The organism is Pseudotamlana haliotis, from assembly GCF_008806375.1.
Taxonomy (GTDB): Bacteria; Bacteroidota; Bacteroidia; order Flavobacteriales; family Flavobacteriaceae; genus Pseudotamlana; species Pseudotamlana haliotis.
Map to the genome: position 1 here is coordinate 57,806 of NZ_WAAT01000037.1, position 24,501 is coordinate 82,306.

The 24,501-nt window shown below is 35.8% G+C and carries 22 protein-coding genes; 10 read left to right on the top strand and 12 right to left on the bottom strand.

What is annotated here, in order from left to right:
• Positions 1-36: 36 nt before the first annotated feature.
• Together truB and uppP are read right to left on the bottom strand one after the other, a co-directional pair.
• A complete protein-coding gene (gene truB / locus F6U93_RS06495) occupies positions 37-732 on the bottom strand; it encodes a tRNA pseudouridine(55) synthase TruB (protein ID WP_150938022.1) in 696 nt (231 codons plus the stop codon).
• The gene (uppP, locus tag F6U93_RS06500) at positions 732-1,529 is read right to left on the bottom strand and encodes an undecaprenyl-diphosphatase UppP (protein WP_150938024.1); all 798 of its coding nucleotides are present in this window, start codon (positions 1,527-1,529) and stop codon (positions 732-734) included. Before uppP ends, truB begins: the two co-directional genes overlap by 1 nt.
• A gap of 73 nt (positions 1,530-1,602) precedes the next feature.
• Here uppP and F6U93_RS06505 point away from each other — a divergent pair, with 73 nt between their 5' ends.
• Positions 1,603-2,727 carry a glycerate kinase gene (locus tag F6U93_RS06505; protein WP_150938026.1) on the top strand — a complete coding sequence of 375 codons (1,125 nt, stop codon included), beginning with the start codon at positions 1,603-1,605 and terminating at the stop codon, positions 2,725-2,727.
• 15 nt (positions 2,728-2,742) lie between these two features.
• On the opposite strand, the gene F6U93_RS06510 is transcribed toward F6U93_RS06505, so the two are convergent.
• From F6U93_RS06510 to F6U93_RS06520, 3 genes are all read right to left on the bottom strand, one after another.
• Positions 2,743-2,994, bottom strand: a complete 252-nt coding sequence (locus tag F6U93_RS06510) for a DUF3098 domain-containing protein (RefSeq protein WP_150938028.1) — start codon at positions 2,992-2,994, stop codon at positions 2,743-2,745.
• A 101-nt stretch (positions 2,995-3,095) separates the two neighbouring features.
• Complete coding sequence (locus F6U93_RS06515; protein ID WP_150938030.1) at positions 3,096-3,974, bottom strand: cell division protein FtsX; 879 nt, start codon at positions 3,972-3,974, stop codon at positions 3,096-3,098.
• Positions 3,975-4,136: 162 nt separating this feature from the next.
• Positions 4,137-5,057, bottom strand: coding sequence for a DMT family transporter (locus tag F6U93_RS06520; protein ID WP_150938032.1), 921 nt, complete (start codon positions 5,055-5,057; stop codon positions 4,137-4,139).
• Positions 5,058-5,203: 146 nt separating this feature from the next.
• On the opposite strand from F6U93_RS06520, the gene leuS reads away from it, so the two are divergent.
• On the top strand, positions 5,204-8,050 hold the full coding sequence (gene leuS / locus F6U93_RS06525; protein WP_150938034.1) for a leucine--tRNA ligase: 2,847 nt from the start codon (positions 5,204-5,206) through the stop codon (positions 8,048-8,050).
• Between the two features lie 129 nt (positions 8,051-8,179).
• On the opposite strand, the gene F6U93_RS06530 is transcribed toward leuS, so the two are convergent.
• A complete protein-coding gene (locus F6U93_RS06530; RefSeq protein WP_150938036.1) occupies positions 8,180-8,731 on the bottom strand; it encodes a porin family protein in 552 nt (183 codons plus the stop codon).
• Positions 8,732-9,228: 497 nt separating this feature from the next.
• On the opposite strand from F6U93_RS06530, the gene ald reads away from it, so the two are divergent.
• The 4 genes from ald to F6U93_RS06550 all read left to right on the top strand — a co-directional run bounded on the left by ald (position 9,229) and on the right by F6U93_RS06550 (position 13,892).
• Positions 9,229-10,323 (top strand): alanine dehydrogenase, encoded by a 1,095-nt coding sequence (ald, locus tag F6U93_RS06535; RefSeq protein WP_150938038.1) that lies wholly within the window; start codon positions 9,229-9,231, stop codon positions 10,321-10,323.
• 149 nt (positions 10,324-10,472) lie between these two features.
• Complete coding sequence (locus F6U93_RS06540; protein ID WP_150938040.1) at positions 10,473-11,168, top strand: zinc metallopeptidase; 696 nt, start codon at positions 10,473-10,475, stop codon at positions 11,166-11,168.
• An 83-nt stretch (positions 11,169-11,251) separates the two neighbouring features.
• The gene (locus tag F6U93_RS06545; protein WP_150938042.1) at positions 11,252-13,024 is read left to right on the top strand and encodes a MutS-related protein; all 1,773 of its coding nucleotides are present in this window, start codon (positions 11,252-11,254) and stop codon (positions 13,022-13,024) included.
• An 88-nt stretch (positions 13,025-13,112) separates the two neighbouring features.
• The gene (locus F6U93_RS06550; RefSeq protein ID WP_150938045.1) at positions 13,113-13,892 is read left to right on the top strand and encodes an amidohydrolase; all 780 of its coding nucleotides are present in this window, start codon (positions 13,113-13,115) and stop codon (positions 13,890-13,892) included.
• Here the strand turns inward: F6U93_RS06550 and F6U93_RS06555 are convergent.
• Positions 13,885-15,486: an Ig-like domain-containing protein gene (locus F6U93_RS06555; protein WP_150938047.1), complete on the bottom strand. Its 1,602-nt coding sequence runs from the start codon at positions 15,484-15,486 to the stop codon at positions 13,885-13,887. The genes F6U93_RS06550 and F6U93_RS06555 overlap by 8 nt on opposite strands.
• 55 nt (positions 15,487-15,541) lie before the next feature.
• Complete coding sequence (locus tag F6U93_RS06560; protein WP_150938049.1) at positions 15,542-16,222, bottom strand: ComF family protein; 681 nt, start codon at positions 16,220-16,222, stop codon at positions 15,542-15,544.
• Positions 16,223-16,329: 107 nt separating this feature from the next.
• On the opposite strand from F6U93_RS06560, the gene F6U93_RS06565 reads away from it, so the two are divergent.
• Positions 16,330-17,874, top strand: a complete 1,545-nt coding sequence (locus tag F6U93_RS06565; protein ID WP_150938050.1) for a glycine--tRNA ligase — start codon at positions 16,330-16,332, stop codon at positions 17,872-17,874.
• A gap of 81 nt (positions 17,875-17,955) precedes the next feature.
• On the opposite strand, the gene F6U93_RS06570 is transcribed toward F6U93_RS06565, so the two are convergent.
• Entirely contained in the window at positions 17,956-18,426 is a 471-nt protein-coding gene (locus F6U93_RS06570) for an Lrp/AsnC family transcriptional regulator (protein WP_150938052.1), read from the bottom strand.
• 211 nt (positions 18,427-18,637) lie between these two features.
• Complete coding sequence (locus tag F6U93_RS06575; RefSeq protein ID WP_150938054.1) at positions 18,638-19,975, bottom strand: saccharopine dehydrogenase family protein; 1,338 nt, start codon at positions 19,973-19,975, stop codon at positions 18,638-18,640.
• A gap of 105 nt (positions 19,976-20,080) precedes the next feature.
• On the opposite strand from F6U93_RS06575, the gene F6U93_RS06580 reads away from it, so the two are divergent.
• Both F6U93_RS06580 and pckA read left to right on the top strand, forming a co-directional pair.
• A complete protein-coding gene (locus F6U93_RS06580; protein ID WP_150938056.1) occupies positions 20,081-20,473 on the top strand; it encodes a DUF423 domain-containing protein in 393 nt (130 codons plus the stop codon).
• A gap of 65 nt (positions 20,474-20,538) precedes the next feature.
• The gene (pckA, locus tag F6U93_RS06585) at positions 20,539-22,155 is read left to right on the top strand and encodes a phosphoenolpyruvate carboxykinase (ATP) (RefSeq protein ID WP_150938058.1); all 1,617 of its coding nucleotides are present in this window, start codon (positions 20,539-20,541) and stop codon (positions 22,153-22,155) included.
• A gap of 87 nt (positions 22,156-22,242) precedes the next feature.
• Here the strand turns inward: pckA and F6U93_RS06590 are convergent, their stop codons facing one another.
• Positions 22,243-22,992 (bottom strand): uroporphyrinogen-III synthase, encoded by a 750-nt coding sequence (locus F6U93_RS06590; protein ID WP_150938060.1) that lies wholly within the window; start codon positions 22,990-22,992, stop codon positions 22,243-22,245.
• A gap of 21 nt (positions 22,993-23,013) precedes the next feature.
• Entirely contained in the window at positions 23,014-23,661 is a 648-nt protein-coding gene (locus tag F6U93_RS06595; protein ID WP_150938062.1) for a DUF4271 domain-containing protein, read from the bottom strand.
• Between the two features lie 117 nt (positions 23,662-23,778).
• Here F6U93_RS06595 and F6U93_RS06600 point away from each other — a divergent pair, with 117 nt between their 5' ends.
• Positions 23,779-24,501, top strand: a complete 723-nt coding sequence (locus tag F6U93_RS06600; RefSeq protein ID WP_150938064.1) for a polyprenol monophosphomannose synthase — start codon at positions 23,779-23,781, stop codon at positions 24,499-24,501.

The window sequence follows — 24,501 nt, forward strand, 5'->3', positions numbered from 1 at the left end:
ATAGGGTTGTGTTTACTTAATATACGTAATTTAAAATTAACTAGTTTTTAGATTTTCTATAAAGGTTTCTAGGCTAATAGCGTTTTCAACCTTAAAATCACCAATTTTGGTGCGTCTAAGCGCAGAAAGGTGACCTCCAGATTGTAAAGCCTTGCCAAAATCGTTAGCTAAAGAACGAATATAGGTTCCTTTACTACAAACCACTCTAAAATCAACATTTAAACCATCAATATTGGTAATTTCAAATTCTGAAATTGATACCGTTCTAGGTTTAATTTCTACATTTTCACCAGCTCTAGCAAATTCATATAAGCGTTTACCGTCTTTTTTTAATGCTGAAAATACCGGAGGGTATTGTTCAATATCACCAATAAAGCCTTTGGTGGCTTCTTGAATCAGTTCTTCTGTAATGTGTTCGGTAGGGAAGCTTTCGTTGATTTCAGTTTCTAAATCAAAAGAAGGGGTTGTGCTTCCTAAAACGATTGTGCCGGTGTATTCTTTAATCTGACCTTGAAAAGTGTCTATTTGCTTAGTCATTTTTCCGGTGCAAATCACTAAAAGCCCGGTTGCTAAAGGGTCTAAAGTTCCGGCATGACCAACCTTTATTTTTTTTATATTGAAAGCCTGTCTAATCTCCCAGCGCAGTTTGTTTACCACCTGAAAGGAGGTCCAATGCAAAGGTTTATCAATCAATAAAACTTCTCCAGTAAGATAGTCTTCTAGCGTTTTCATTAGGCATTTAACATTGAAAAGATCACGGCAATAATACCAACAATGGCACAGTATATTGCAAAATAAATGAGTTTACTTTTTTTAACCAAAGAAATCATCCATGTACAAGCGAATAATCCAGCAATAAAAGCTGCGATAAATCCAACAGAAAGGGCAGTGAAATTTCCGCTGTCATAAGCTAAATCACCACTTAACACATCTTTAGCGATTTTTCCAAAAATTAATGGAACCACCATTAAAAATGAAAAACGAGCTGCTTTAGTTTTATCGTTTCCTAATAAAACAGAAGTTGAAATGGTTGCTCCTGAACGTGAAATACCAGGAAGCATGGCAATAGCTTGTGAAATTCCTATGATAAAGGCATCTTTAAAAGTTACTTTTTTATCAGTGTCTTTGGCTTGATCCGCGAAGTATAGCAAAATAGCGGTTACGATGAGCATAAACCCAACAAGAATGATGTTTCCGCCAAATAATTGTTCTAATTGTTCTTCAAAAAATAAGCCAACAATTACGGCTGGCACCATAGAAATTGCAATTTTGGTAATGAACTGTAAATCATCATTCCATTCAAATTTAAGCGCGCCTTTTATGAGGTCGAAAATATCTTTTCTAAAAACCACAAGTGTGCTTAAGGCTGTTGCAAAATGCAGTACTACGGTAAAAAGTAAACTGGTTTCAGCTTCCAGGTCTTCACCTAGCATGGCTTTTCCGATTTCTAAATGCCCGCTTGAAGACACCGGTAAAAATTCGGTAATGCCTTGAATGATGCCTAAAATGATTGCGTCTATAATTTCCATGGCGCTAAAATATTAAAATACTGCAACATTCAACATGACTTGCTAAATAATAAAGCGTTATTTTAGAATCCTTATGAAATTGGTATTAGCACCCGATAAATTTAAAAATAGCCTGTCTGCTTTGCAGTTTTGTAAAGCGGTTGAAGCTGGTATAAAAGAGATTTACCCACAGGCAGATATTGTAAAACTACCACTTGCTGATGGTGGAGACGGTACTATTAAAGTCATTAAATATTATCTAAAAGCAGAGTTCGTCAATATTGAGGTTCATAATCCGTTTTTTGAAAAAATTTCAGCGAGTTATTTGTTTTCTGAAGCTTCTAAAACTGCGTTTATTGAAATGGCTGAAGCTTCAGGGCTTAAATTGTTACACCAAAACTCATTGGATTGTAAAAACACGACGACTTTAGGAACAGGCGATTTGATAGTAGATGCTTTAAATCGAGATGCTAAAACCATAATTCTTGGCCTCGGCGGAAGCGCAACTAATGATTGTGGAATAGGCATGGCGACGGCTTTGGGTTATCGTTTTTTAGATAAAAATAATAACGAAGTAAAACCCATTGGAGCCCATTTATCACAAATTAAAACAGTTGATGCTTCTAAAATACACCCGAGATTAAAGCAAGTAAATTTTCAAATAGCATGTGATGTTGAGAATCCTTTGTGTGGAGAACGCGGTGCTGTCCATACCTATGCAGCTCAAAAAGGTGCTGCTGAAAGTGATTTAATAATGCTAGAGCAGGGTATGAAAGATTTTTCAAGGATTTTGGAAGCTTCCTATGATGTAGAGGTGCAAAAAGTAAAAGGCGCGGGAGCTGCTGGCGGCATGGGAATCGCTTCCAAATTGTTTTTAAACGGCTCTTTGATGCCAGGTATTCAGCTGTTGAAATCTATTGCCGATTTTGATGCTAAAATTACCAATGCCGATTGGATTATCACCGGTGAAGGTAAGCTAGATATTCAAACGCTATCGGGGAAGTCGATTCGTGGCGTGCTTGATTCCGCGAAAGCGAAAAAAATAAAAGTAGCTGCTTTATGTGGGGCTGTTGATTTAGATGAAATTGAATTAAAAGACTTCGGGATTCCATATAGCGATGCGGTTTTACGGCATGCTGAAAACTTAAGTGATGCCATGAAACATGCTTTTGAGTATGTTCAATTAATGGCAAAAAACTTCGCTAAGAATAAGCTTTAATTTTTAGGGAATCTACTATTTATCCGGATTTAAGAGAATGGCGTAAATTTGAACACCAAAGCCAATGAGTACTAAAGTTGGGGCTAAGCGTATGCGTCTCCAACTGAAGATTTCCGGGTTAAACACGTTAGGATCGTCGCTTCCGCCGCCAGACATTAAAATAAAACCTAGAGCAATAACGGCTAAACCGATAAACATGAATTTATAGTTTTTCTTTCCGAAGATAAAACCTGGTTTTCCTGCTTCTTTACGTTTTTGTTCTCCCATAGTTAAAATACTGAGGCCTATATTTTAGGCAAAGTAAAAGATTTATTTGAAAATATCCTGTTAATGACGTTCTAAATTATTGTTTTAAGATTTTAAAAGACCTAGTAATACAACTGGTCTGTTTTTAAATTTAAGAAACGCTGGGTGGCAATATGTGTGCTTATCCAAGTGATAACAATACCCAAGCCAAAAATTAAGGCAAAAAGTAAGCCTACATGTATCGGTTCACCTAAGAGGTTTAGTTCTAGGAAGGTTTTGTTTAAATAATACAAAACAATGGCCATACCTATAAGGGCTAAAATAGCGCCAATAATACCTAATTTTACACTTTGCCAGACAAACGGACGTCTAATAAACTGTTTCGTTGCACCTACCATTTGCATGGTTTTAATTGTAAATCGTTTGGCGTAAACGGCTAAACGAATGGAGCTGTTTATAAGTAAAACGGCAATGACTGTGAAAATAGCACTGATGATAAGTACCCAGAAGCTAATTTTCTTAACGTTATCGTTCATGAGGTTCACGAGGTCGTTGTCATAGGTTACTTCTTCAACAAAATTTTTATTTAAAGCTTCCGCTGAAATTTTTTCAAGATGTTCAGAAGTCACATAATCTGCTTTTAGGTAAACGTCAATGGAGTTTTGTAAAGGGTTATAACCTACAAAATCCATGAAATCCTCGCCGTTTTCTGCTTTCATCAACTCGGCAGCATGTTCTTTAGAAACGTATTCGGTAGATTTTACATAATCAGCCATGGCTAAACTTTTTTCAAGCTGCTTGGTTTCTACTTCCTTGGCACTATCTTTTAAATAAATAGTCACCACCACTTGTTCTTTAAAATGATCAGATACTTTTTTAGCGTTAAGGATTAATAACCCTAATAAACCCAACAAAAATAAAACCAGTGCAATACTTAATACTACAGAGAAATAAGAGGAAATAAGTCGGCGTTTTTGGTGTTTTTCAAAAGATGAACTCATAAAAAATTTCGGATTAATGAGGTAAAAATACTAAAGTAATTTAAGAAAACTTCAAAAGCTTTTAAGTCTTTATAGTTTCAGGTTAAAATACGCTAATACGTTCTTAATAATAACTTTGGTTATAGGAACTCAAATAAATACGTTTTGTTGTAAAATGAAAGCTTAGTTTAAAGCTTTTTTTGATTTTTTACTGATGAGATACACCCCAATAATCACCAACAAACAGGACAATATTTTAATACCATTGATGTCTTCACTATATCTATTGTCATTTAAAAAATAACTGAGCATCAAAACAATGGCAAAACTAACCGCTGGTTGAATGTAAGTGTAACTACCAGCAACCGATGGCGAAACTTGTCGAAGCGCATAAATATTAAACAGAAAGGTCAAAAACGTGGTAAAAATAATCACATAGGCAACCGTTAACCAGGTGTTCAGGTTAAATAACTCATAGTCTGTATTAAATATCGCATCATTCAAGCTTACAGGAATTACAAATAGTAGTCCGAATAAAAACACCCAACTAATGATAGTGATAAAGTGGTATTTTTTCATGAGCGGCTTTACAGCCACTTGGTACAGGGAGAAGAACACCACATTTAGAAAAACAAAGAGATTTCCTAAAAAACTAGAGGTGCCTTCTGCGACATGGCCGTACCAAACTAAACCTATCGCTCCTATAGCACCCAGGCTTAAACCAATGAGTTTATTGGTGGATGTTTTTTCTTTCAAGAAAATCATACTTAAAATAAAGACCACAGTCGGTGAGGAAGTCATGATAATTGAGGTGTCTACAGGCGAAGTCAAACTCAAACCTTCAAAAAAGAAGAGTTGGTTACAAGAGGCTCCAAAGAGTCCGCAAAGCACTAAGCGCAAGAAATCTTTTTTCTCTACGTTTTCCTTAATAAAAATCTTAATAAACCAGAATAAAAGACCAGCACCTATAACACGAAACAGTACAAAAGGTCTGGGCTCAAGCTTTTCAGGCATAATGCCTTTGGCAATGAAATGATTGGCCGCATAGATGACGTGTGTACCAAATAAGGCAAGGTGGGCTTTTATAATATTGCTTTTTGTCAAAAAAATAAGTTTTTTATCGAAGGTTAAATTTGCGGCAAAAGTAAATGTATTTAATGGTAATTGATTAGAAATTCATTTTTTATGCTTTAAGTCTTCCATTTTCTAATTAAAACGTAAATTTGCAACTTCTTAAAATAAGGATGATAATGACCTATAATTTCAACGAGATCGATGCCAAGTGGCAAAAATATTGGGCCGAGAACCAAACTTTTAAAGCCGAAAACAACAGTGAAAAACCAAAATTCTATGTTTTGGATATGTTCCCTTATCCTAGTGGAGCGGGCTTACACGTTGGGCATCCTTTAGGTTATATTGCTTCTGATATTTATGCACGTTACAAGCGTCATCAAGGATTTAATGTATTACATCCTCAGGGTTATGATAGTTTTGGTTTGCCTGCCGAACAGTATGCGATTCAAACTGGGCAACACCCTGCGCTTACCACTGCAGAAAATATAAAAACTTACCGTCGCCAATTAGATCAAATTGGTTTTTCATTCGATTGGTCGCGTGAAGTAAGAACCTCAGATCCGAGTTATTATAAATGGACACAGTGGATTTTTATTCAATTGTTCGAATCGTGGTATTGTAAAAATGAACAAAAGGCTTTTTCTATTTCAGAATTGGTAAAAGTTTTTGAAGGAGAAGGCAATAAAAATGTAGAAGCGGTTTGTGCTGATCATGTTGGTGTTTTTTCAGCAAAGGAATGGAATGCCTATTCAGATAAAGAAAAACAAGAGGTGTTATTACAATACCGTTTAACTTATTTAGCTGAAACAGAAGTAAACTGGTGCCCTGCATTAGGAACGGTTTTAGCAAACGACGAGATTGTAAACGGCGTTTCAGAACGCGGTGGACATCCTGTGATTCGTAAAAAAATGACCCAATGGAGCATGCGAATTTCAGCTTATGCCGAGCGTTTGTTGCAAGGTCTTGACACGATTGATTGGACGGATTCTTTAAAGGAAAGTCAGCGTAACTGGATTGGGAAATCGGTTGGAGCCAGTGTGACTTTTAATGTGAAAGATCATGATGCCGTTATCGATGTCTTCACTACGCGCCCTGATACTATTTTTGGTGTGAGTTTTATGACTCTGGCACCAGAACATGAATTGGTGTCTAAAATCACGACACCAGAGCAAAAAGAAGAAGTTGAAGCTTATATTTTAGCTACAGCAAAACGTAGCGAACGCGATAGAATGGCCGATGTAAAAACCATTTCTGGTGCTTTTACTGGCGCTTACGCGGAACACCCTTTTACTAAAGAACCTATTCCTGTTTGGATTGGCGATTACGTTTTAGCGGGCTACGGTACAGGAGCAGTGATGTCTGTACCTTGTGGAGATCAACGCGATTACGATTTTGCGAAGCATTTTAATATTCCAATTATAAGTATTTTTGAAGGTGTTGATATTTCTGAAGAAGCTTTTTCAGATAAAGACAATACCGTGATTGCAAATAGTGATTTCCTTAACGGCATGAACTATAAAAAAGCAACAAAACGTGCTATTTACGAATTGGAGCAATTAGGTTGTGGTGAAGGAAAAACCAATTACCGCCTGCGTGATGCGGTATTTTCACGTCAGCGCTATTGGGGTGAACCATTTCCAGTGTACTACGATGAGCATGGTATGCCGCAAATGATTGAAGATAGATTTCTGCCTATTGAATTACCTGAAGTAGAAAAATATTTACCTACTGAAACCGGAGAGCCCCCGTTAGGAAATGCAAAAAAATGGTACTGGTTGCAATATGGTGATGAGGCGAACATTGTATCTAAAGAAGAATTTGAGAGTTCCTTCCCTTCTGGGAGGCTAGGAGGGGCCTTAGAATTGAACACCATGCCAGGATGGGCAGGAAGTTCTTGGTATTTTAACCGCTATATGGATTCTACAAACACGGAGGAATTCGCGAGTCAAGAGGCTTTGAACTACTGGAAAGATGTCGATTTATACATAGGCGGAAGTGAGCACGCTACAGGGCACTTGCTATATTCTCGCTTTTGGCAAAAATTCTTATTCGATAAAGGTTTAGTGCCAGTTGATGAGTTTGCTAAAAAACTGATTAACCAAGGGATGATTTTAGGAACGAGTGCTTTTATTTATAGAGAAGAAGGTACGCAAACTTATTATTCTGCTGGGTTAGCAAAAGATAAAAATGTACAGCCTATCCACGTAAAAGTGCAGTATGTTAATGCTTCTGATGAGTTAGATATTGAAGGTTTGAAAGCCGATGGCGAATTTGGTGAAGATTATAAAGATGCTGAGTTTATTTTAGAAAACGGCGTGTATAAAGTTGGTCGCGATGTTGAAAAAATGTCGAAGTCGAAATATAACGTGGTAAATCCAGATGATATTGTTGCCGATTATGGAGCCGATAGTTTGCGATTATACGAAATGTTTCTTGGGCCATTAGAACAATACAAACCTTGGAATACTGCTGGAATTACCGGTGTGCATAACTTCCTTAAAAAATTGTGGAAACTATATGTAGGAGATCAAGGACTGAAAGTAAACGATGCCAAGGCTTCTAAAGAGTCTTTAAAAACTTTACATAAAACCATAAAGAAGGTTCAAGAAGATATCGAGAACTTTTCGTTTAACACGTCGGTATCTACCTTTATGATTGCTGTAAACGAGTTAAGCGCGCAAAAATGTACTTCTAAGGATGTACTTGAGCCGTTATTGGTTTTAATTTCGCCTTATGCACCACATATTGCAGAAGAATTATGGAGTTTATTAGGGCATGACGAATCGATTTCTACAGCGCCTTTCCCTGAGTTTGATGAAAGTCACTTGGTTGAAAGTGCTAAAAATTATCCTATTTCCTTTAACGGAAAAATGCGTTTCACTTTAGAATTGCCATTAGATATGAGCAAGGAAGATATTGAAGCCACAGTTTTAGCTCATGAAAAAACACAAGAGCAATTACAGGGCAGAACACCTAAAAAGGTGATTGTAGTGCCTGGTAAAATTGTGAATATTGTAGGGTAGTTTTTGGTTACTGGTTATTCGTTATTGGGTAGCTTGTCTTTAGAAATGGTCCTAAGTATAAAATTGAAATAACTAGAACAAACCCGAGGCTTATTAGTTTCGGGTTTGTTGTTTTGTAACTACTGTGTTTTAATTGAAAAAATAGCCAATAGAAAGTTGTAAAGCGCCAATATTATTTTTGCTTGACAAACCTTCTATATTATTAATATCAGTTAGACCATAGTTATATCGTACTCCAAAGTTAAGTCCGTTGTTAAGTTTGTAGCCCAAGCCTGCACTTAATCCAAAATCTACAGTGTTGTAAGCGTCTTTTACATCAAGGTCTTCGTGTTTTGCTGAGACTAAAAACCCTATTTGTGGGCCTGCTTCAAGGCTTAACCTGTTTGTTATATAGTATTTTCCCATTAATGGCAGGTTTATATAGTTTAAAGCTGTCACATCTTCGTCAATACTAAACCCTGCCCCAGAAAATAGGAGTTCGGGTTGAAATGAAAATTTTTCCGAAAATGGTATTTCTGCCATAGCCCCAAAGTTAAAGGCGGTAACCATATCAATATTTTCTGTGTTATCACCGTAAACATTAGCAAAGTTGAGTCCGCCTTTAATTCCATATTGAATGTTTTGTGCGTTAAGGTTTGCTAGTCCTAAAAGGAATAAGCTGCTTAGTAAAATTTTTTTCATAATATATAATTTGTTTTTAAGTTGGGTCAAAAAAAGGTGTTTTACTGGTTTTACGATTTCTGTTTACCATAGTTTTAACTTATTTAACCAATTTTAACAGAAGTATTTAAAAGGCGTGCTGAGCTTCTGTTTTTAAGAGGGTTTCGCGATAAGGATAGAAGCAAAAATCCTTTTTTTTGAAACCAATAACTAACAGCCAACAACTCAATAAAAAAGATTGCAGTAGATAGCCTGAACTTTGTGATAACCTGCCTGCCTGACCCAAAAACCTAAGAGGTTCATCGTTTGGGTATGTGAGAAGTTAAGCTATATGATTTTGAATTATTGAATCTTCATTTAATCCCTAGTAAATCGATGTGTATTATTTTATTCTTAACAAAAAGTTAAATGTGTTATTGAAAGTATAGCGAAAATTAGATTTTAGGTTTTTTTTGTCAATCATTTAATTTAGCTTTGTTGGCGGTTTAACATATTAACTTTTTTTAAAAATTAGGCTTATGAAAATTGGTGTTCCTATTGAGATTAAAAACAACGAAAATAGAGTGGGAATGACGCCTTCTGGGGTGTTTGAATTAACGAAGAGAGACCATGAGGTTTTTGTTCAGAAAAATGCTGGTTTTAACAGTGGTTTTTTAGATGAAGATTATATTGAGGTTGGCGCAACTATTTTAGATACGATTGAAGAAGTATATGCTGTGGCAGAAATGATCGTGAAGGTAAAAGAGCCAATCGAGCCAGAATACAAGTTAATACAGCCAAATCAAGTGGTATTTACATATTTCCACTTTGCTTCTAGTGAAGCGCTAACCAATGCGATGATTGAAAGTAAATCGATTTGTATTGCTTATGAAACGGTTGAAGATGCTGATGGTACATTACCATTGTTAATACCGATGAGTGAAGTAGCAGGAAGAATGTCTATTCAGCAAGGTGCTAAATATTTAGAAAAACCAATTAAAGGACGTGGTATTTTACTCGGTGGTGTTCCTGGAGTACCGCCTGCAAAAGTACTTATTTTAGGAGCTGGTATTGTAGGATATCAAGCGGCCAAAATGGCTGCTGGTTTAGGGGCACACGTGGTAATTATGGATATTAATATGAAGGCTTTACGTTATGTTAGTGATTCTATGCCAAACAACGTGATTAGTGAGTTTTCAAGTGAATATAATATTAGAAAACATATTAAAGACGCAGATCTAATTGTGGGAGGTGTATTAATTAAAGGGGCAAAAGCACCAAAATTAATCACTAGAGATATGTTGAAAGAGATGCAGCCAGGAACTGTTATGGTTGATGTTGCTGTAGATCAAGGTGGTTGTTTTGAAACGACAAAACCAACAACACACCAAGATCCAACCTATATTATTGATGAGGTGGTACATTACACTGTGGCGAATATGCCTGGTGCGGTACCTTACACATCTACAATGGCTTTAACAAATGTGACTTTGCCGTATGTGATTAAGTTAGCAAACCAAGGATGGGAAGCCGCTTGCGAGAATAACCCACCATTAGCTAGAGGTTTAAACATTGTTAAAGGTGATATTGTTTATAAAGAAATCGCTGAAGCTTTTGATATGGAAATGGCTTAAGTCAACATGATTTTTAATATACTGAAACGCCTAGAGCTTAATTTTTAAGTCTGGGCGTTTTTTTATGAGGCGTACTGACAAATATTCATGATGTAATTATGGCTTTATTTTTGCTATCTTTATAGTACATTTTAAATTTAAAAGAAACCATGTTTGGATATTATATAATTATTGGAGCTGTAGCTTTAGTAAGCTGGTTAGTGAGTAATACACTTAAACGTAAGTTTGAAAAGTATTCTAAGGTTCACTTAAGAAACGGTATGAGTGGTGCTGAAATCGCTAAAAAAATGTTAGCTGATAACGGTATTTATGATGTTGAAGTGATTTCTACACCAGGGCAATTAACGGACCATTATAACCCAAAAAATAAAACGGTAAATTTAAGTGAGTCGGTTTACAACCAAAGAAATGCGGCTGCTGCCGCTGTTGCAGCACACGAATGTGGTCATGCCGTACAACATGCTCAAGCTTATAACTGGTTGCAAATGCGTTCGGCGCTAGTACCTGTAGTGAGCGTGACCTCTGGTATGTCGCAATGGCTTATTATTGGTGGACTTGTTTTAGGTGGTGCCGCTGGCGTTGGATTAGGCTGGTGGGTTGCCGTTTTAGGTGTTGTATTTATGGGTTTTGCTACGCTTTTTAGCTTTATCACTTTACCTGTAGAATACGATGCGAGTAACCGTGCCTTGGCATGGCTGAAAAATAAAAATATGCTGGCTCCAGAAGAATATGCCGGAGCAGAAGATTCGCTTAAATGGGCGGCTAGAACCTATTTAGTTGCTGCCATTGGTGCTTTAGCAAATTTACTGTACTGGGCACTTCAACTTTTTGGAGGTCGCGATTAAATCATTCAAGAATAAAATACAAACTAAAAGCTCTGAACTATTTCAGGGCTTTTTTGTTACTTTATACGCAACAAATTTTTTAAATGAAATCACCTTTAGAGTACTATAAAAACCACCTAGAATCCTATCAATTAGAAGTTAAAAAACTTTACAAGAAAATGGCCAGTTTGAGTGTGCTGCGTTTGGCTGTTTTTGTGGCTACTGGTTTCGGTGTTTATTTGTTTTTTCAACAATGGCAAGTCGCATTGCTAGTTGCTGTTATTGGTATTGCTATATTTCTGTATTTGCTTTCAAAATACACCGATGTCAAGCAAAAACGCGAATTTAATAAGGCGCTAGTAGCCCTTAATCAGGAAGAAATTAAAATCGCTGCTGGGGATTTTTATAATCGCGAGGAAGGGCTTGAATTTCAAGACCCGAATCATTTTTATAGCTTGGATATCGATTTGTTTGGGAGAGGTTCGTTTTATCAGTTTATGAATCGTGCCACGAGTCGTGAGGGAGCAAAAACCTTGGCAGACCTATTAAAGGCAAACCATGTTTCAGGTATTCCTTTACGTCAGGAAGCCATAAAAGAATTGGCTGAAAAAACAGAGTTCCGACAGTTTTATGGGGCAACGTCAAGCTTAATTAAAGTTGAAACTCCAGCTGAATTCATTGTTAATTGGATTAAAAACCATAAACTCTTTTTAAACAAAACCGTTTTTAGGCTGGCTCAAGGTTTTGGAATGATTTCCATACTCATCTTTGTGCTAACCGTTTTTAATGTGATTACTTATAAACCATTACTTGCCTATTGGATGTTTTTAGGTTTAGGGTTTTCTGCCATTTATTTAAAAAAGGTTAACGTTCTGGCTTCCAAAACGGATAAAGTTCGAGATACCTTTCGTCAGTATGCGACTTTATTGGATTTGATTGAAAAGGAAACTTTTACTTCAGCATTACTTAAAGAAAAACAACAGCATATTCAGGCGGAAGCCGAAAAAGCATCAGGGATTTTTAAGACGTTTTCAAAACAATTGGACGCCCTTGATAATCGTAATAATTTAATAGGTGCTATCTTCGGAAACGGACTTTTCTTAATTGATATTAAAAATGCCTACCGTATCGAACAATGGATGACGCAATACGGAAAAATTGTTTCCGAATGGTTTGAAGTCGTAGCTTTCTTTGATGCCTACAATAGTTTGGGAACCTATGCCTACAATCATCCTGAATTTGTGTTTCCTGAAATTAAAGCTTCTGGACCCGTGATAAAAGCCAACGGTTTAGGACATCCTTTATTGAATAAAACGAAACGTGTAGATAGTGATGTCACCATTGACGATGAACAGTTTTTTATCGTTACTGGTGCCAATATGGCTGGAAAAAGTACCTTTTTACGAACCATATCTTTGCATATTGTTATGGCGAATACAGGTTTACCCGTTTGTGCAAAAGCTAGTGTCTATTCGCCAGTAAAATTAATTACAAGCATGCGTACCACCGATTCTTTAACCGATGAGAGTTCGTATTTCTTTTCAGAGTTAACACGTTTAAAATATATTGTTGATGCCATTAAAAAAGAACCGCACTTTATTATTCTTGATGAAATTTTAAAAGGAACGAACAGTACCGATAAAGCCATTGGCTCTAAGAAGTTTGTTGAAAAATTGGTAGCTTCAAATGCTACAGGTATTATCGCAACCCACGATTTGAGTTTGTGTGAGATTGAAAAGGAACTTCCAGAAGTGAAAAATTATTATTTTGATGCTGAAATTATTAATGACGAACTGCATTTTGATTATAGGCTGAAAAAAGGCGTTTGCCAGAACATGAATGCCTCCTTTTTACTGAAGAAGATGGAGATTGTGTAGCTTGATGTATTTCAGAAATCAAAAACAAGGTTCCTTAGAAGTTTTTTATCTTTAATATGACATTATATGGTTAAATTGGTATAAACTTATGCAAAAAGAATTAAAAGTAACATGGATTCAAGCCGATTTAGTTTGGGAAAATCCCGAGCAAAATCGCATTAATTTCACTGATAAAATTGAAAATCTTTCTGAAGCGACTGATGTTATCATGCTACCCGAAATGTTTTCAACTGGTTTTACCATGAATGCCGAAAAAGTCGCTGAAACCATGACAGGTGACACGGTGAGTTGGATGCAGGATATGGCTAAAAGACATGATGCTGCGATTACAGGTAGTTTAGTGATTTCAGAAAATGACCAGTTTTATAACCGTTTATTGTTTGTAGAGCCTTCAGGGAAAATAAGTGTTTATAATAAGCGGCATGCTTTTACTCTAGTAGGCGAAGAGCAAACCTATTCCGCAGGAACTAAAAAGGTGATTGTTGATTATAAAGGCTGGAAAATTTGTCCGTTAGTATGTTACGATTTGCGTTTCCCAGTTTGGGCTAGAAACAGCGAAGATTACGATGTACTGCTGTATGTAGCCAATTGGCCAAAACCAAGAATAGCTGCTTGGGATACGCTTTTACAGGCCCGTGCCATTGAAAATATGGCCTACTGTATTGGTTTAAATCGTGTGGGTATTGATGGTGTGAATAGTGTGTATTCTGGTCATTCAGCCGCTTATGATGTGCTGGGTAATCGTATTTCTGAAATTACCCCAAACCAAGAACAGGTAAAGACCGTAACTTTAGAAAAACGACATATTGAGGCTTATCGAAACAAATTCAAATTCTTAAACGATAGAGACCAGTTTTCAATTACTTAAACTCTAGAGTTTCTTTCACACCCCAATCGGCTCTAATTTCAACATCTGGAAAATGCGTTATCTTTTCAGGTTGACGTTTTTTTAAGTAGCTTCCGGTGTCGTATTGCTCATTACCATTAGCGTCGTGTATAATACGAATGGCGTAAACAGCAGGATTTAGGTCGTAGAAATCTACAGAGCCCTCTTCAGAAACAAACTGCTCATATTTTACTTCACCTTCTTTATCGGTTAGTTGTACAATAATGGGGTAGGTGGCATTAACTAAAGAGAAACGCACATAGCCATAGTCTGAAGCTTTTTTCGTTTTTACTGAAACATTTATTGTGTCGTTTTTATAATCGAAAATATCAACAAAAGCTTCAGGGAGAATGCGCATTTTATAACTGTTGTCTTCGGTTTTATCGAAGTTGAAATCGTAAGTATTATTTAAGGTGTCAAATTCTGTTTTGAAGGCTATGTCCATAGAGTCCTTATCTATTAACGCTATTTTTGAAGCGTCAAATTTTGTGATTGGCGTATTGGCTGTAATTTGAAATGGTTCTTGAAGGCTCATGGTTGTACCCGTAATGATTCTTAACTTAATAGAATCCCTAGGCTGTTCGCTAATCCTTACCGTAAAATCTTCTTCGTAATCTTGTTTGGTAACTTTAAAAAGTAGGGAGTCTACTTTCATTCTTGGGGTGTACCAATAAAGCAACGAATCTGTTTTCGGGTCTTTGGTAATCCGGTGTTTAAAATCTTCAGGGGTGTCTGATAAAATTTCAATATCCATGCCTTTGTAATTCCCTTCGTAACCAAAAGCAATTTTTTCACCCGATAATAATTTTGGTCTGGTGGCTGTGTAATCTAATTGCTCATTAAATAGTTTTAAAGTGTATGAACTATCGGTAGGAACATTTATAAGTTCTTTATGAAAGGCAATCTGATCTGTTTTTTGCTGAAATTTATTATCACCATTGCCATCGTTTAAAGCCATAAGCAAATATTTTCCTGGCTTTACATTTTCAATGGAAAACGTAGTGATACTGTCTAAGGTATTGGTTATGTATTTCGGACTTTTTTTAAAAACAATAGAATCTGTAAACGTGGTGTCTACTTCATAAAGTCCGACATTGATAAAATTTTCTGGTTTCTTTTTAATAGCATCTATTATGGTACCTGCTACTTTTAACGAGTCGATATAGTCGCCAGTAGACAGGACATATCGGTAATACGGATACGGGTTTCCTTCGTTGTTGTCGGTGATACTATTTCCAAAGTTAAATGCGTAAGTGGTATTTGGAGCTAAAGTATCTAATATTTTAATGGTTACACGCTTACTTGCCGATCCAAGCGGTGTGATGTCCGGTTGATATTCCATTGGCGGTGAAATAATCAACTGCTTTTGTATGTCTTTTATTTTTATAAATTCATCAAAAGTGATCTCTATTTCATTACCCGTAAAATTGGTAGAAAAATTTTCTGGTTCAGATTTAATAATTGTAGGCGGGGTTTCATCTTTTGGGCCACCACTAGGTGTTCCTCGATTGGCACAATTGATAAAAATAGCAGCAATAAAAAGGGCTAGAACAAAATTAGAAACGGTCTTCTTCATCAAAGATTTAAAAATTTATACAAACCTACATAATTTTAAAGATATAATAGATAAGTCATGAGGCTATTGCCATGGTAGCGATACTAATTTTAATATTTTTAGCTTGATTTAAAACCGTAGCACAAGATTCTAAGGTGGCTCCGGTAGTAATGATATCATCTACTAACAAAATATGTTTGTTTTCTAAGCCTTCTAAGTAGTTCAATGTAAACTGTTCGCTGTTGTTTTGCCAACGCGCAAATCGTTTTTTATGCGCTTGCGACTCACTTGATGAAATTTTTAAAAGTAAGTCTTCACGATAGCTTGCATGTAAGGCCTTGGCAATTTGTTCTCCAAATTTACTCACTTGGTTATAGCCACGTTTTTTAAGCTTCTTTTTGTGAAGGGGCACAGGAATGACGAGGTCAATGTGTTGATAAGCTTCAATAGTTTGTAATTCACTACCCAACCAATCACCTAGAACTTTCCCGATATTTTCTTGATCTCTATATTTTAAATTATGAATAAGCTCTTGTACGGGGCTTTTCTTGTCAAATCTGAAAAGTGCTGTAGCATTTTCAAGTTTTGTTCTTCCGTAAAGGACTTTTTTAACACTTTTATCATGGGTAAAATGAAAGTTGGTGACCGGTAAATCATGTCGGCAATCTAGACAAATGGTTTCTACATTGTCGGGTAATTGAAGCTGACAAGCGGCACAGATTTTAGGAAAAAATAAGTCAACCAGATGATTAAGCATGTGTATGAAAAATCTTTCCGGTAAACTTAATTAAAAATTACAGGATTTAGGGTGTTATTTTTTAATAAACACGCTATTAGTTTAATGCGGTTTTTTATTTTTGCAGCATGGCAAATCAAGATGATCAATTTAAAAAAGTAACCTCTCACGCGAAGGAGTATGGTTACGTGTTCCAGAGTAGTGAAATCTACGATGGGTTAAGTGCAGTTTACGACTATGCTCAAAACGGCGTTGAGCTAAAGAAAAATATACGCAACTACTGGTGGAAAGCCATGGTGCAAATGAATGATAATATTGTAGGTTTAGATTCTGCAATTTTTATGCATCCAACAACCTGGAAAGCTTCTGGCCACGTTGACGCTTTTAACGATCCTTTAATTGATAATAAAGATTCTAAAAAACGTTATAGAGCCGATGTTTTAATTGAAGACTATTGTGCTAAAATTGAAACAAAAATAGAAAAGGAAGTTAAGAAAGCTGAAAAACGTTTTGGCGAGGCTTTTAATAAAGAGGAATTTATTTCAACAAACGGCCGTGTTGTGGGCTATCAAGAAAAGATCAATGCGATTCTTTCACGTATGGGTAAATCTCTTGAAAATGAAGATTTAGCCGATGTTAAGGCACTAATTGAAGAATTAGAAATCGCTTGTCCGTTATCAGGAAGTAAGAATTGGACCGATGTTAAGCAATTCAACTTAATGTTTGGAACAAAACTTGGCGCTTCGGCGGAAACTGCGATGGATTTATATTTACGTCCGGAAACCGCTCAAGGTATTTTTGTGAACTTTTTAAATGTTCAGAAAACGGGGCGAATGAAGATTCCTTTCGGTATTGCGCAAACAGGAAAAGCTTTTAGAAATGAAATTGTTGCAAGACAGTTTATTTTTAGAATGCGTGAGTTTGAACAAATGGAAATGCAGTTTTTTATTAAGCCAGGTACTCAAAAAGAGTGGTACGAGCACTGGAAAGAAACGAGATTAAAATGGCACTTATCATTAGGCATGGGCGCTGATAACTACCGTTTCCATGATCATGAGAAATTAGCACATTATGCTGATGCAGCTGCCGATATTGAGTTTAAATTCCCATTCGGTTTTAAAGAGTTGGAAGGGATTCACTCAAGAACCGATTTTGATTTATCACAGCACGAAAAATTCTCAGGGAAGAAATTACAATATTTCGATCATGAAGAAAATAAAAGCTATGTACCTTACGTATTAGAAACCTCTATTGGTTTAGATCGTATGTTTTTAGCGGTTTTCTCTAATGCTTTACAAGAAGAAGAATTAGAAAACGGGACCACAAGAACGGTATTAAAATTACCAAGTGTTTTAGCACCTGTAAAAGCAGCAATTTTGCCATTGGTAAAAAAGGACGGTTTACCAGAAGTTGCTAAAGAAATTCTAGAAGATTTAAAATGGGATTTCAATGTGATTTATGATGAAAAGGATGCTGTTGGTAGACGTTACAGACGTCAAGATGCAAACGGAACGCCATTCTGTATTACTGTAGATCATGACACTTTAGAAGATCAATCGGTAACCATTCGTCATAGAGATTCTATGGCTCAAGAACGTGTTAAGATTTCAGACTTAAGAAACATTATTAAGAGTGAAGTGGAAGTATGTAACTGGTTGAGGAAAATGCAGTAATTTTGTAAACTTTACTGGAAATGATAAGAAAAAAGAGGCTTTTATAGCCTCTTTTTTTATCATTTTAAATGTGAGTAGGTGTTATACCAATATTTGTCTGTCTATTTGTTGGTCTAGTGAAATCAGTGATTCCGTTCTTAAAACACCTTCAATGGATTGTATGTTTTTGTTAAGTAAATGCATTAGGTGTGCATTGTCTACAGATAGTAATTTTATAAATAAATTGTAATTTCCTGTGGTGAAATGACATTCTAAAACTTCAGGGTAACGTTTTAAGGCTTTAATTACTTCATCGGTATTAGCGGCTTTATCTAAATAAATACCAACAAATGCCATGGTCGAATATCCTAATACTTTTGGGTTGATGATGAATTTTGATCCAGATAATAAATTAGATTTTTCAAGTTTTTTTAGTCTTTGATGTATAGCTGCGCCTGAAATCCCTACATTTCTAGCAATCTCAAGAATAGGTGTTCTAGCGTCTTCGGTTAAAACACGCAGAATCTTCTTGTCGATGCCATCTATAGCTATAGTTTTTTGTTTAGTGCTCATTTTGGTTATGATTTAGGGCGTAAATGTAAACATTTGATTTTAAATTGAAACTTTTATTTCGTTCTAGGGAGTGGAGTGAAATTGTTTGTAGTTGTAAGTTGTTGGTTTACAGGAGGTATTGCGCTTATTTTAACAAATGTTAAATATTGTATTCGTACTGAGTATTTGTGAAACCCTAGTAGAGACAAGGTGTTTGGAGAGATTATTCGTGTTAAAATATTACGGTATCATTAAAAATGATACCATTTTTTTCAAGCTCTGCTAGAGTGGGGTCGTAAATATTTTTTGATATTGGAATTTGAACGCCTGTTTGTTTTATCCTTTTATTTAAGATGGCTAATGTTGCAATGCCCAGAGGTAGTCCAACGGTTTTCGCCATGGCAGTATAGGTACTGTCTGCTCCAGTGGCTACCATAGTCGATATGATCTCATGATTTTTTCCGGCTAAGGTGTAGCCAAATTTATGATACATGACTACCATATCTTTATCGTTTTCTGAGAGTGACCAAGTATCCATAAGGATATTTTGAAGTATTTGAGCGGGAGTAGCTTTTTTGAGTCCACAATATTTATTACTGTTGAACAGGTCTAGGGTTTCAAGCTTTTTCCACACGGGGTGTTCGCTGTCCATATTAAATTGCTTTTGTAGTTTGTGCTCTACCGTATCACTAGGATGATAAGGCAGGAAAGTATTAACGAACTCACGATAGTTTAAGTCAGCACTGTTTTCTATAATACAGCTGTCATCAGTCATGCCTAAACTTACAAAGATATCCCATGCTTGGCAAAACCCAGCACGTCTTAAGGTGCCACGATATAACGTTTTAATGTTTTCAAGTTTATAGATGTTTTGATATTTCAAAGCATCACGGTTAGCATATACTTCAAAATGGCCATATTCTTCAATATTTAAAGTTTTATAGCGCTTGAACAATTGCTGGTAAGCTACATGTTTGTATTGTCCTTCCTCTAAAAACTTAGCGGTTCCCCCTTGTCCTGCGAGTACGACATTTCTAGGGTTCCATGTGAATTTGTAGTTCCATAGGTTGTTGTCACTTTCAGGAGCTACAAGTCCGCCAGCGTAAGATTCAAAAGTATGAATGTCGCCACCTGTTTCGCGGATGGTATCTAAAGCTTTCATGGCGCTCATGTGGTCTATGCCGGGGTCTAGCCCCATTTCATTCAAAAAGATAAGGCCTTTCGCTTTGACTTTTTCATCTAAAGCTTGCATGTCGTCACTAACATAGGAGGCTGTTACTAAGTTTTTGTTTAATTTCAAGCAGTCTTTTGCAATGTCTATATGCAGGTGGGCTGGAAGCATGGAAATCACGATATCTGATTTTTTGATTAAATTGTACCGAGCGTTTTCATTGAAAATATCAAGTGGAATTATTTTCCCATTGGGATGATTATTCATTAAACGTGAAGCGTTTTCAATATATTTATCAGCTACGGTTAACTTTAGTGATTCTACGGCGGATTGGTCTAATAAATACTTGATGAGGAATGCCGAAGATTTTCCTGAACCTATTACTAAAATCTGTCTCATATTAACTAGGGTTTCGGTAATTTTGTTAGACGCAGGTGTTTTCTATAACTTGGGTTTTACTAATTTATAAATATTAAAATAAATCGTAAATAATTATTTAAGCGTATGAATAAGAAAATGTTAGTTGCTGGGGTTGTTTTAGGTTTGTTAAGTATCATTTTGGGAGCCTTTGGAGCACATGGATTAAAGGCTTTAATTTCCGCGGAAGCGATACAAACTTTTGAAACTGGCGTGCGTTATCAAATGTATCATGCCTTTTTCCTGCTAATCGTTGGAGGAACATCAATTGTGAGTTTAAAATCACAAAATTTGATTTATTATTTTGTGTTAATTGGCGTTTTATTTTTTTCTGGATCCATCTACGGATTGGCAACCAATGCCTTGACTGGTTTCGATTTTAAAAGCATTGGCTTTATAACGCCTATTGGTGGCTTGTTTTTGATTATGGCTTGGGGAGTTTCTTTTGTTGATTTGATAAAAAATAAGTCTAAAAACTAGATTAAATTAAATATAATTTAAAATAAATATATTAATTTTATGGAATAATTAAATTCTTATATGATATGGGGCAAGCTAATCAGGTTAAAAAAATCATTTCTTTAGATCAATATGGTATTAAAAATGCTAAAATTCATTATCAGTTAACGCCGGAAGCACTACAAGCCCTTGCTATTGAAAAAGGGCAAGGTGTGGAAGCGAGTACAGGTGCTCTTGCAGTGAACACCGGGGAGTTTACAGGGCGTTCACCCAAAGATCGTTTTATCGTTAAAGATGACGTGACTAAAAACCGTATTTGGTGGGGCGATGTTAATATTCCGTTTGAACCCGAAAAGTTTGATAAACTGTATAATAAAGTTGTTGATTATTTATCGGGTAAAGAGGTGTTTGTGAGAGATAGTTACGCTTGTGCTGATGAAAACTACAAGCTAAATATTCGTGTTATTAATGAATACCCATGGAGTAATCAGTTTGCTTATAATATGTTTTTGCGTCCTACAGAAGAAGAATTAGGACATTTTAACCCAGAATGGACTATTGTAAACGCACCTGGTTTTATGGCAGAACCGGAAGTAGATGGCACGAGACAACACAATTTCGCTATTTTAGATTTTACTAAAAAAATCGCTCTCATAGGAGGAACAGGTTACACTGGCGAAATCAAGAAAGGTATCTTTTCAGCTTTAAATTTTATTTTACCTGTTTTTAAGGAAACCATGCCGATGCACTGTAGTGCTAATGTGGGGAAAGAAGGTGATACAGCCGTGTTTTTTGGCCTGTCAGGAACTGGTAAAACCACGTTGTCTACCGATCCCGATAGAAGTTTAATCGGTGATGATGAGCATGGTTGGACCAAAGAAAACACCATTTTTAATTTTGAAGGCGGTTGTTATGCCAAAGTAATCAACTTATCGAGGGATCTGGAACCAGAGATTTTTGATGCCATTAAAAAAGGAGCTATTCTTGAAAACGTCATTTTAGACGATCAAGGAGTTGTTGATTTTAAAGATACGAGTATCACACAGAATACTAGAGTGAGTTATCCTATTCATCATATAGAAAATATTCAGGTGCCATCTATAGGTAAAAACCCTAAAAATATTTTCTTTTTAACGGCCGATGCTTTTGGTGTGATACCGCCAATTTCAAAATTAACGCCAAGTCAGGCGGCCTATCATTTCATTTCTGGCTATACGGCAAAGGTGGCAGGTACCGAGGCTGGAGTTGTAGAGCCGGTGCCGTCTTTTTCAGCTTGTTTTGGAGCGCCTTTCATGCCGCTGCATCCTGCTAAATATGCTGAAATGCTAAGTCAGAAAATGACTGATGCCGGAGTTAATGTATGGTTAGTAAACACAGGTTGGACTGGTGGACCATACGGTGTTGGTACGCGTATGAAACTCAAATATACTCGTGCTATGATTAATGCGGTGCTGAATGGCGATTTAGGCTTGTATAATTACGACGATTATCACATTCATTCTGTTTTTGGTGTGGCGCAGCCAAGAAGTTGTCCAGGCGTTCCAGCCGAAGTTTTAAGTCCAAGAGCCACTTGGAGCGACGATGAAGCTTATTACACAACGGCTTTTAAACTGACGAATGCATTTCGTGAAAACTTTAAAAAGTTTGAAGCCCATTGTTCGGAAGAAATTAGACGTGGAGGACCACAACGTTATGCTTTTTAGAAGCAAAAATTAAATTGTTATAAAATAAAACGGGCTGATTTTTTAAAATCAGCCCGTTTTTTATATGAGAATTAAACTTGAGTTTAATTATTTTCCTTTGTTTGCTTTTTCAATGTACTTTTCTAAAGCCATTGTCATAGAAGGTGTTTCAGGTGTTGGTGCGGCAATATCTACACGTAACCCTTTCTCTTCAACAGCTTTAATAGTTGTATTTCCAAAAACAGCAATGCGTGTGTCATTTTGCTTGAATTCAGGAAAGTTTTTAAATAAAGACTCGATTCCAGACGGGCTGAAAAACACCAGTATATCGTAAGATACATTAGCTAAATCAGATAAATCACTTACTACAGTTTTATAAAAAGTAGCTTGTTTCCAATCTACACCTAGAGCATCTAAAGTATTAGGCACTTCAGGTTTTACTTTATCTGTATTTGGAAGTAAGAATTTTTCATCCTTATACTTCTTAATAAGTGGTGAAAGCTCGGCGAATGTACGTTTACCCACATAAATTTTACGTTTTCTGTAAACCACGTATTTTTGTAAGTAGTAAGCAACAGCTTCAGATTGACAAAAATATTTTAAAGTATCAGGGACTTTAAAACGCATTTCATCTGCAATTCTAAAAAAATGATCTACCGCATTTCTACTGGTTAAGATGATTGCAGTGTAATTTTTTAAGTCTATTTTCTGTTGTCTAATTTCTTTAGATGAAACGCCCTCAACGTGAATAAAAGGTCTGAAATCTATTTTTACACGTTGCTTTTGTTGTAAATCAAAGTAGGGAGAATTCTCTATTTTAGGTTCTGGTTGAGATACTAAAATTGTTTTTACTTTCATAAGGGAATCGGTCGATTGTCATTATTGTGAAACAAACACCTTATATAAAATGATATAGGGTGCGATTTCGAGAGTGCAAAGATACAAAATAAAATAGAACAAGTTTGATTTAATTACGCTTTGATGCGTTTTGAATGAACTGATTAAGCCTATAATATTAATAATTAACAAAAAAATAATGATCCCATAAATAATAGGTAACGTGGATTGAAAGCTAAAAAGCAGGATGGCGTTTATAGGTAGTAATAAAACGCCTAAGAGATTTTTAAAGGTGATTTTTTGAAATAGATAGTGATCTGTGAGTTTGTCAATTTCAAAAATACTTCCAATTAAGCGCTCAAATAACACCTTGATAAGAATAAAAACAGCAATGCAAATCAAAAGTTTTAGCATGTCGTTAATAGGGACGCTATTCGCTTCGGTGATTTTTCTGAAAATAATCAGACTAAATAGACCTAATGAAACCGTAAGGTTGCCAAAAAGTAAGGCGTCAAATTGATCAAAAAACTTTTGATCTCGTGCATAGATTTTTAGGTAGCGGTCGTTTCCTATAACCAACATAAAATCATGAAATCGTTTTGGAGCCAATAATTTAGCAGTTGCCACAATGGCTAAACCAACAACAATTAATATTGTAAAAATCTCGTTTGAAACAATGTTACGAAGCATGGTATAAAATTATTATAAAATTTAGTTTTATAAGCTATTATTAGGGATTATTTAAAAAAAATAAAGTCTTAATAATGTACATTTGTCAAAATAAGAAACTTGCTCTAAATTAAGAATATGCTGAATACGGTTGTTATTATACCGACTTTTAATGAAATTGAAAATATAGAAGCCATAATAAGGACTGTGTTTTCGCAATCACAGGATTTGCATATTCTTATTGTAGATGATAATTCGCCTGATTTAACAGGGGCAAAGGTTAAGGAGTTAAAGACGGAATTCGACGGGAAACTGTTTTTAGAAACGAGGAAAGAGAAATCGGGATTGGGTACGGCCTATATTCATGGATTTAAGTGGTGTTTGGAAAGAAACTACCAGTATATCTTTGAAATGGACGCTGATTTTTCACATGACCCTAAGGATATTATTAGGTTATATAATGCCTGTCATTTGGAAGGAGCGAGTTTGTCAATTGGCTCTAGGTATGTTACCGGTGTCAATGTGGTTAATTGGCCTATGGGGCGTGTGTTGATGTCGTATCTAGCCTCCAAATATGTGCGTTTTATTACAGGAATGGATATTCAAGACACCACGGCAGGTTACGTATGTTATAAACGCGAGGTGCTGGAAACTATAGATTTAAATAAAATTAAATTTATTGGTTACGCCTTTCAAATTGAAATGAAATTTAAAGCCTATTTAAAAGGTTTTAAAATTATTGAAGTTCCTGTTATATTTACTGATAGAACACGCGGTGAATCTAAGCTGAGTTCAAGTATTATTTCTGAAGCTATATTTGGAGTAATTTCCATGAAAATAAAAAATCTATTTAAAAAGTAG

Coding starts and splice junctions, on each gene's coding strand:
- F6U93_RS06515 (WP_150938030.1), bottom strand. CDS start 3,974: ATGAGTTCATCTTTTGAAAAACACCAAAAACGCCGACTTATTTCCTCT.
- F6U93_RS06505 (WP_150938026.1), top strand. CDS start 1,603: ATGAAATTGGTATTAGCACCCGATAAATTTAAAAATAGCCTGTCTGCT.
- uppP (WP_150938024.1), bottom strand. CDS start 1,529: ATGGAAATTATAGACGCAATCATTTTAGGCATCATTCAAGGCATTACC.
- F6U93_RS06555 (WP_150938047.1), bottom strand. CDS start 15,486: ATGAAGAAGACCGTTTCTAATTTTGTTCTAGCCCTTTTTATTGCTGCT.
- F6U93_RS06530 (WP_150938036.1), bottom strand. CDS start 8,731: ATGAAAAAAATTTTACTAAGCAGCTTATTCCTTTTAGGACTAGCAAAC.
- F6U93_RS06595 (WP_150938062.1), bottom strand. CDS start 23,661: ATGCTTCGTAACATTGTTTCAAACGAGATTTTTACAATATTAATTGTT.
- F6U93_RS06565 (WP_150938050.1), top strand. CDS start 16,330: ATGGCAAATCAAGATGATCAATTTAAAAAAGTAACCTCTCACGCGAAG.
- F6U93_RS06590 (WP_150938060.1), bottom strand. CDS start 22,992: ATGAAAGTAAAAACAATTTTAGTATCTCAACCAGAACCTAAAATAGAG.
- F6U93_RS06510 (WP_150938028.1), bottom strand. CDS start 2,994: ATGGGAGAACAAAAACGTAAAGAAGCAGGAAAACCAGGTTTTATCTTC.
- truB (WP_150938022.1), bottom strand. CDS start 732: ATGAAAACGCTAGAAGACTATCTTACTGGAGAAGTTTTATTGATTGAT.
- leuS (WP_150938034.1), top strand. CDS start 5,204: ATGACCTATAATTTCAACGAGATCGATGCCAAGTGGCAAAAATATTGG.
- F6U93_RS06540 (WP_150938040.1), top strand. CDS start 10,473: ATGTTTGGATATTATATAATTATTGGAGCTGTAGCTTTAGTAAGCTGG.
- F6U93_RS06550 (WP_150938045.1), top strand. CDS start 13,113: ATGCAAAAAGAATTAAAAGTAACATGGATTCAAGCCGATTTAGTTTGG.
- pckA (WP_150938058.1), top strand. CDS start 20,539: ATGGGGCAAGCTAATCAGGTTAAAAAAATCATTTCTTTAGATCAATAT.
- F6U93_RS06580 (WP_150938056.1), top strand. CDS start 20,081: ATGAATAAGAAAATGTTAGTTGCTGGGGTTGTTTTAGGTTTGTTAAGT.
- ald (WP_150938038.1), top strand. CDS start 9,229: ATGAAAATTGGTGTTCCTATTGAGATTAAAAACAACGAAAATAGAGTG.
- F6U93_RS06575 (WP_150938054.1), bottom strand. CDS start 19,975: ATGAGACAGATTTTAGTAATAGGTTCAGGAAAATCTTCGGCATTCCTC.
- F6U93_RS06600 (WP_150938064.1), top strand. CDS start 23,779: ATGCTGAATACGGTTGTTATTATACCGACTTTTAATGAAATTGAAAAT.
- F6U93_RS06545 (WP_150938042.1), top strand. CDS start 11,252: ATGAAATCACCTTTAGAGTACTATAAAAACCACCTAGAATCCTATCAA.
- F6U93_RS06570 (WP_150938052.1), bottom strand. CDS start 18,426: ATGAGCACTAAACAAAAAACTATAGCTATAGATGGCATCGACAAGAAG.
- F6U93_RS06560 (WP_150938049.1), bottom strand. CDS start 16,222: ATGCTTAATCATCTGGTTGACTTATTTTTTCCTAAAATCTGTGCCGCT.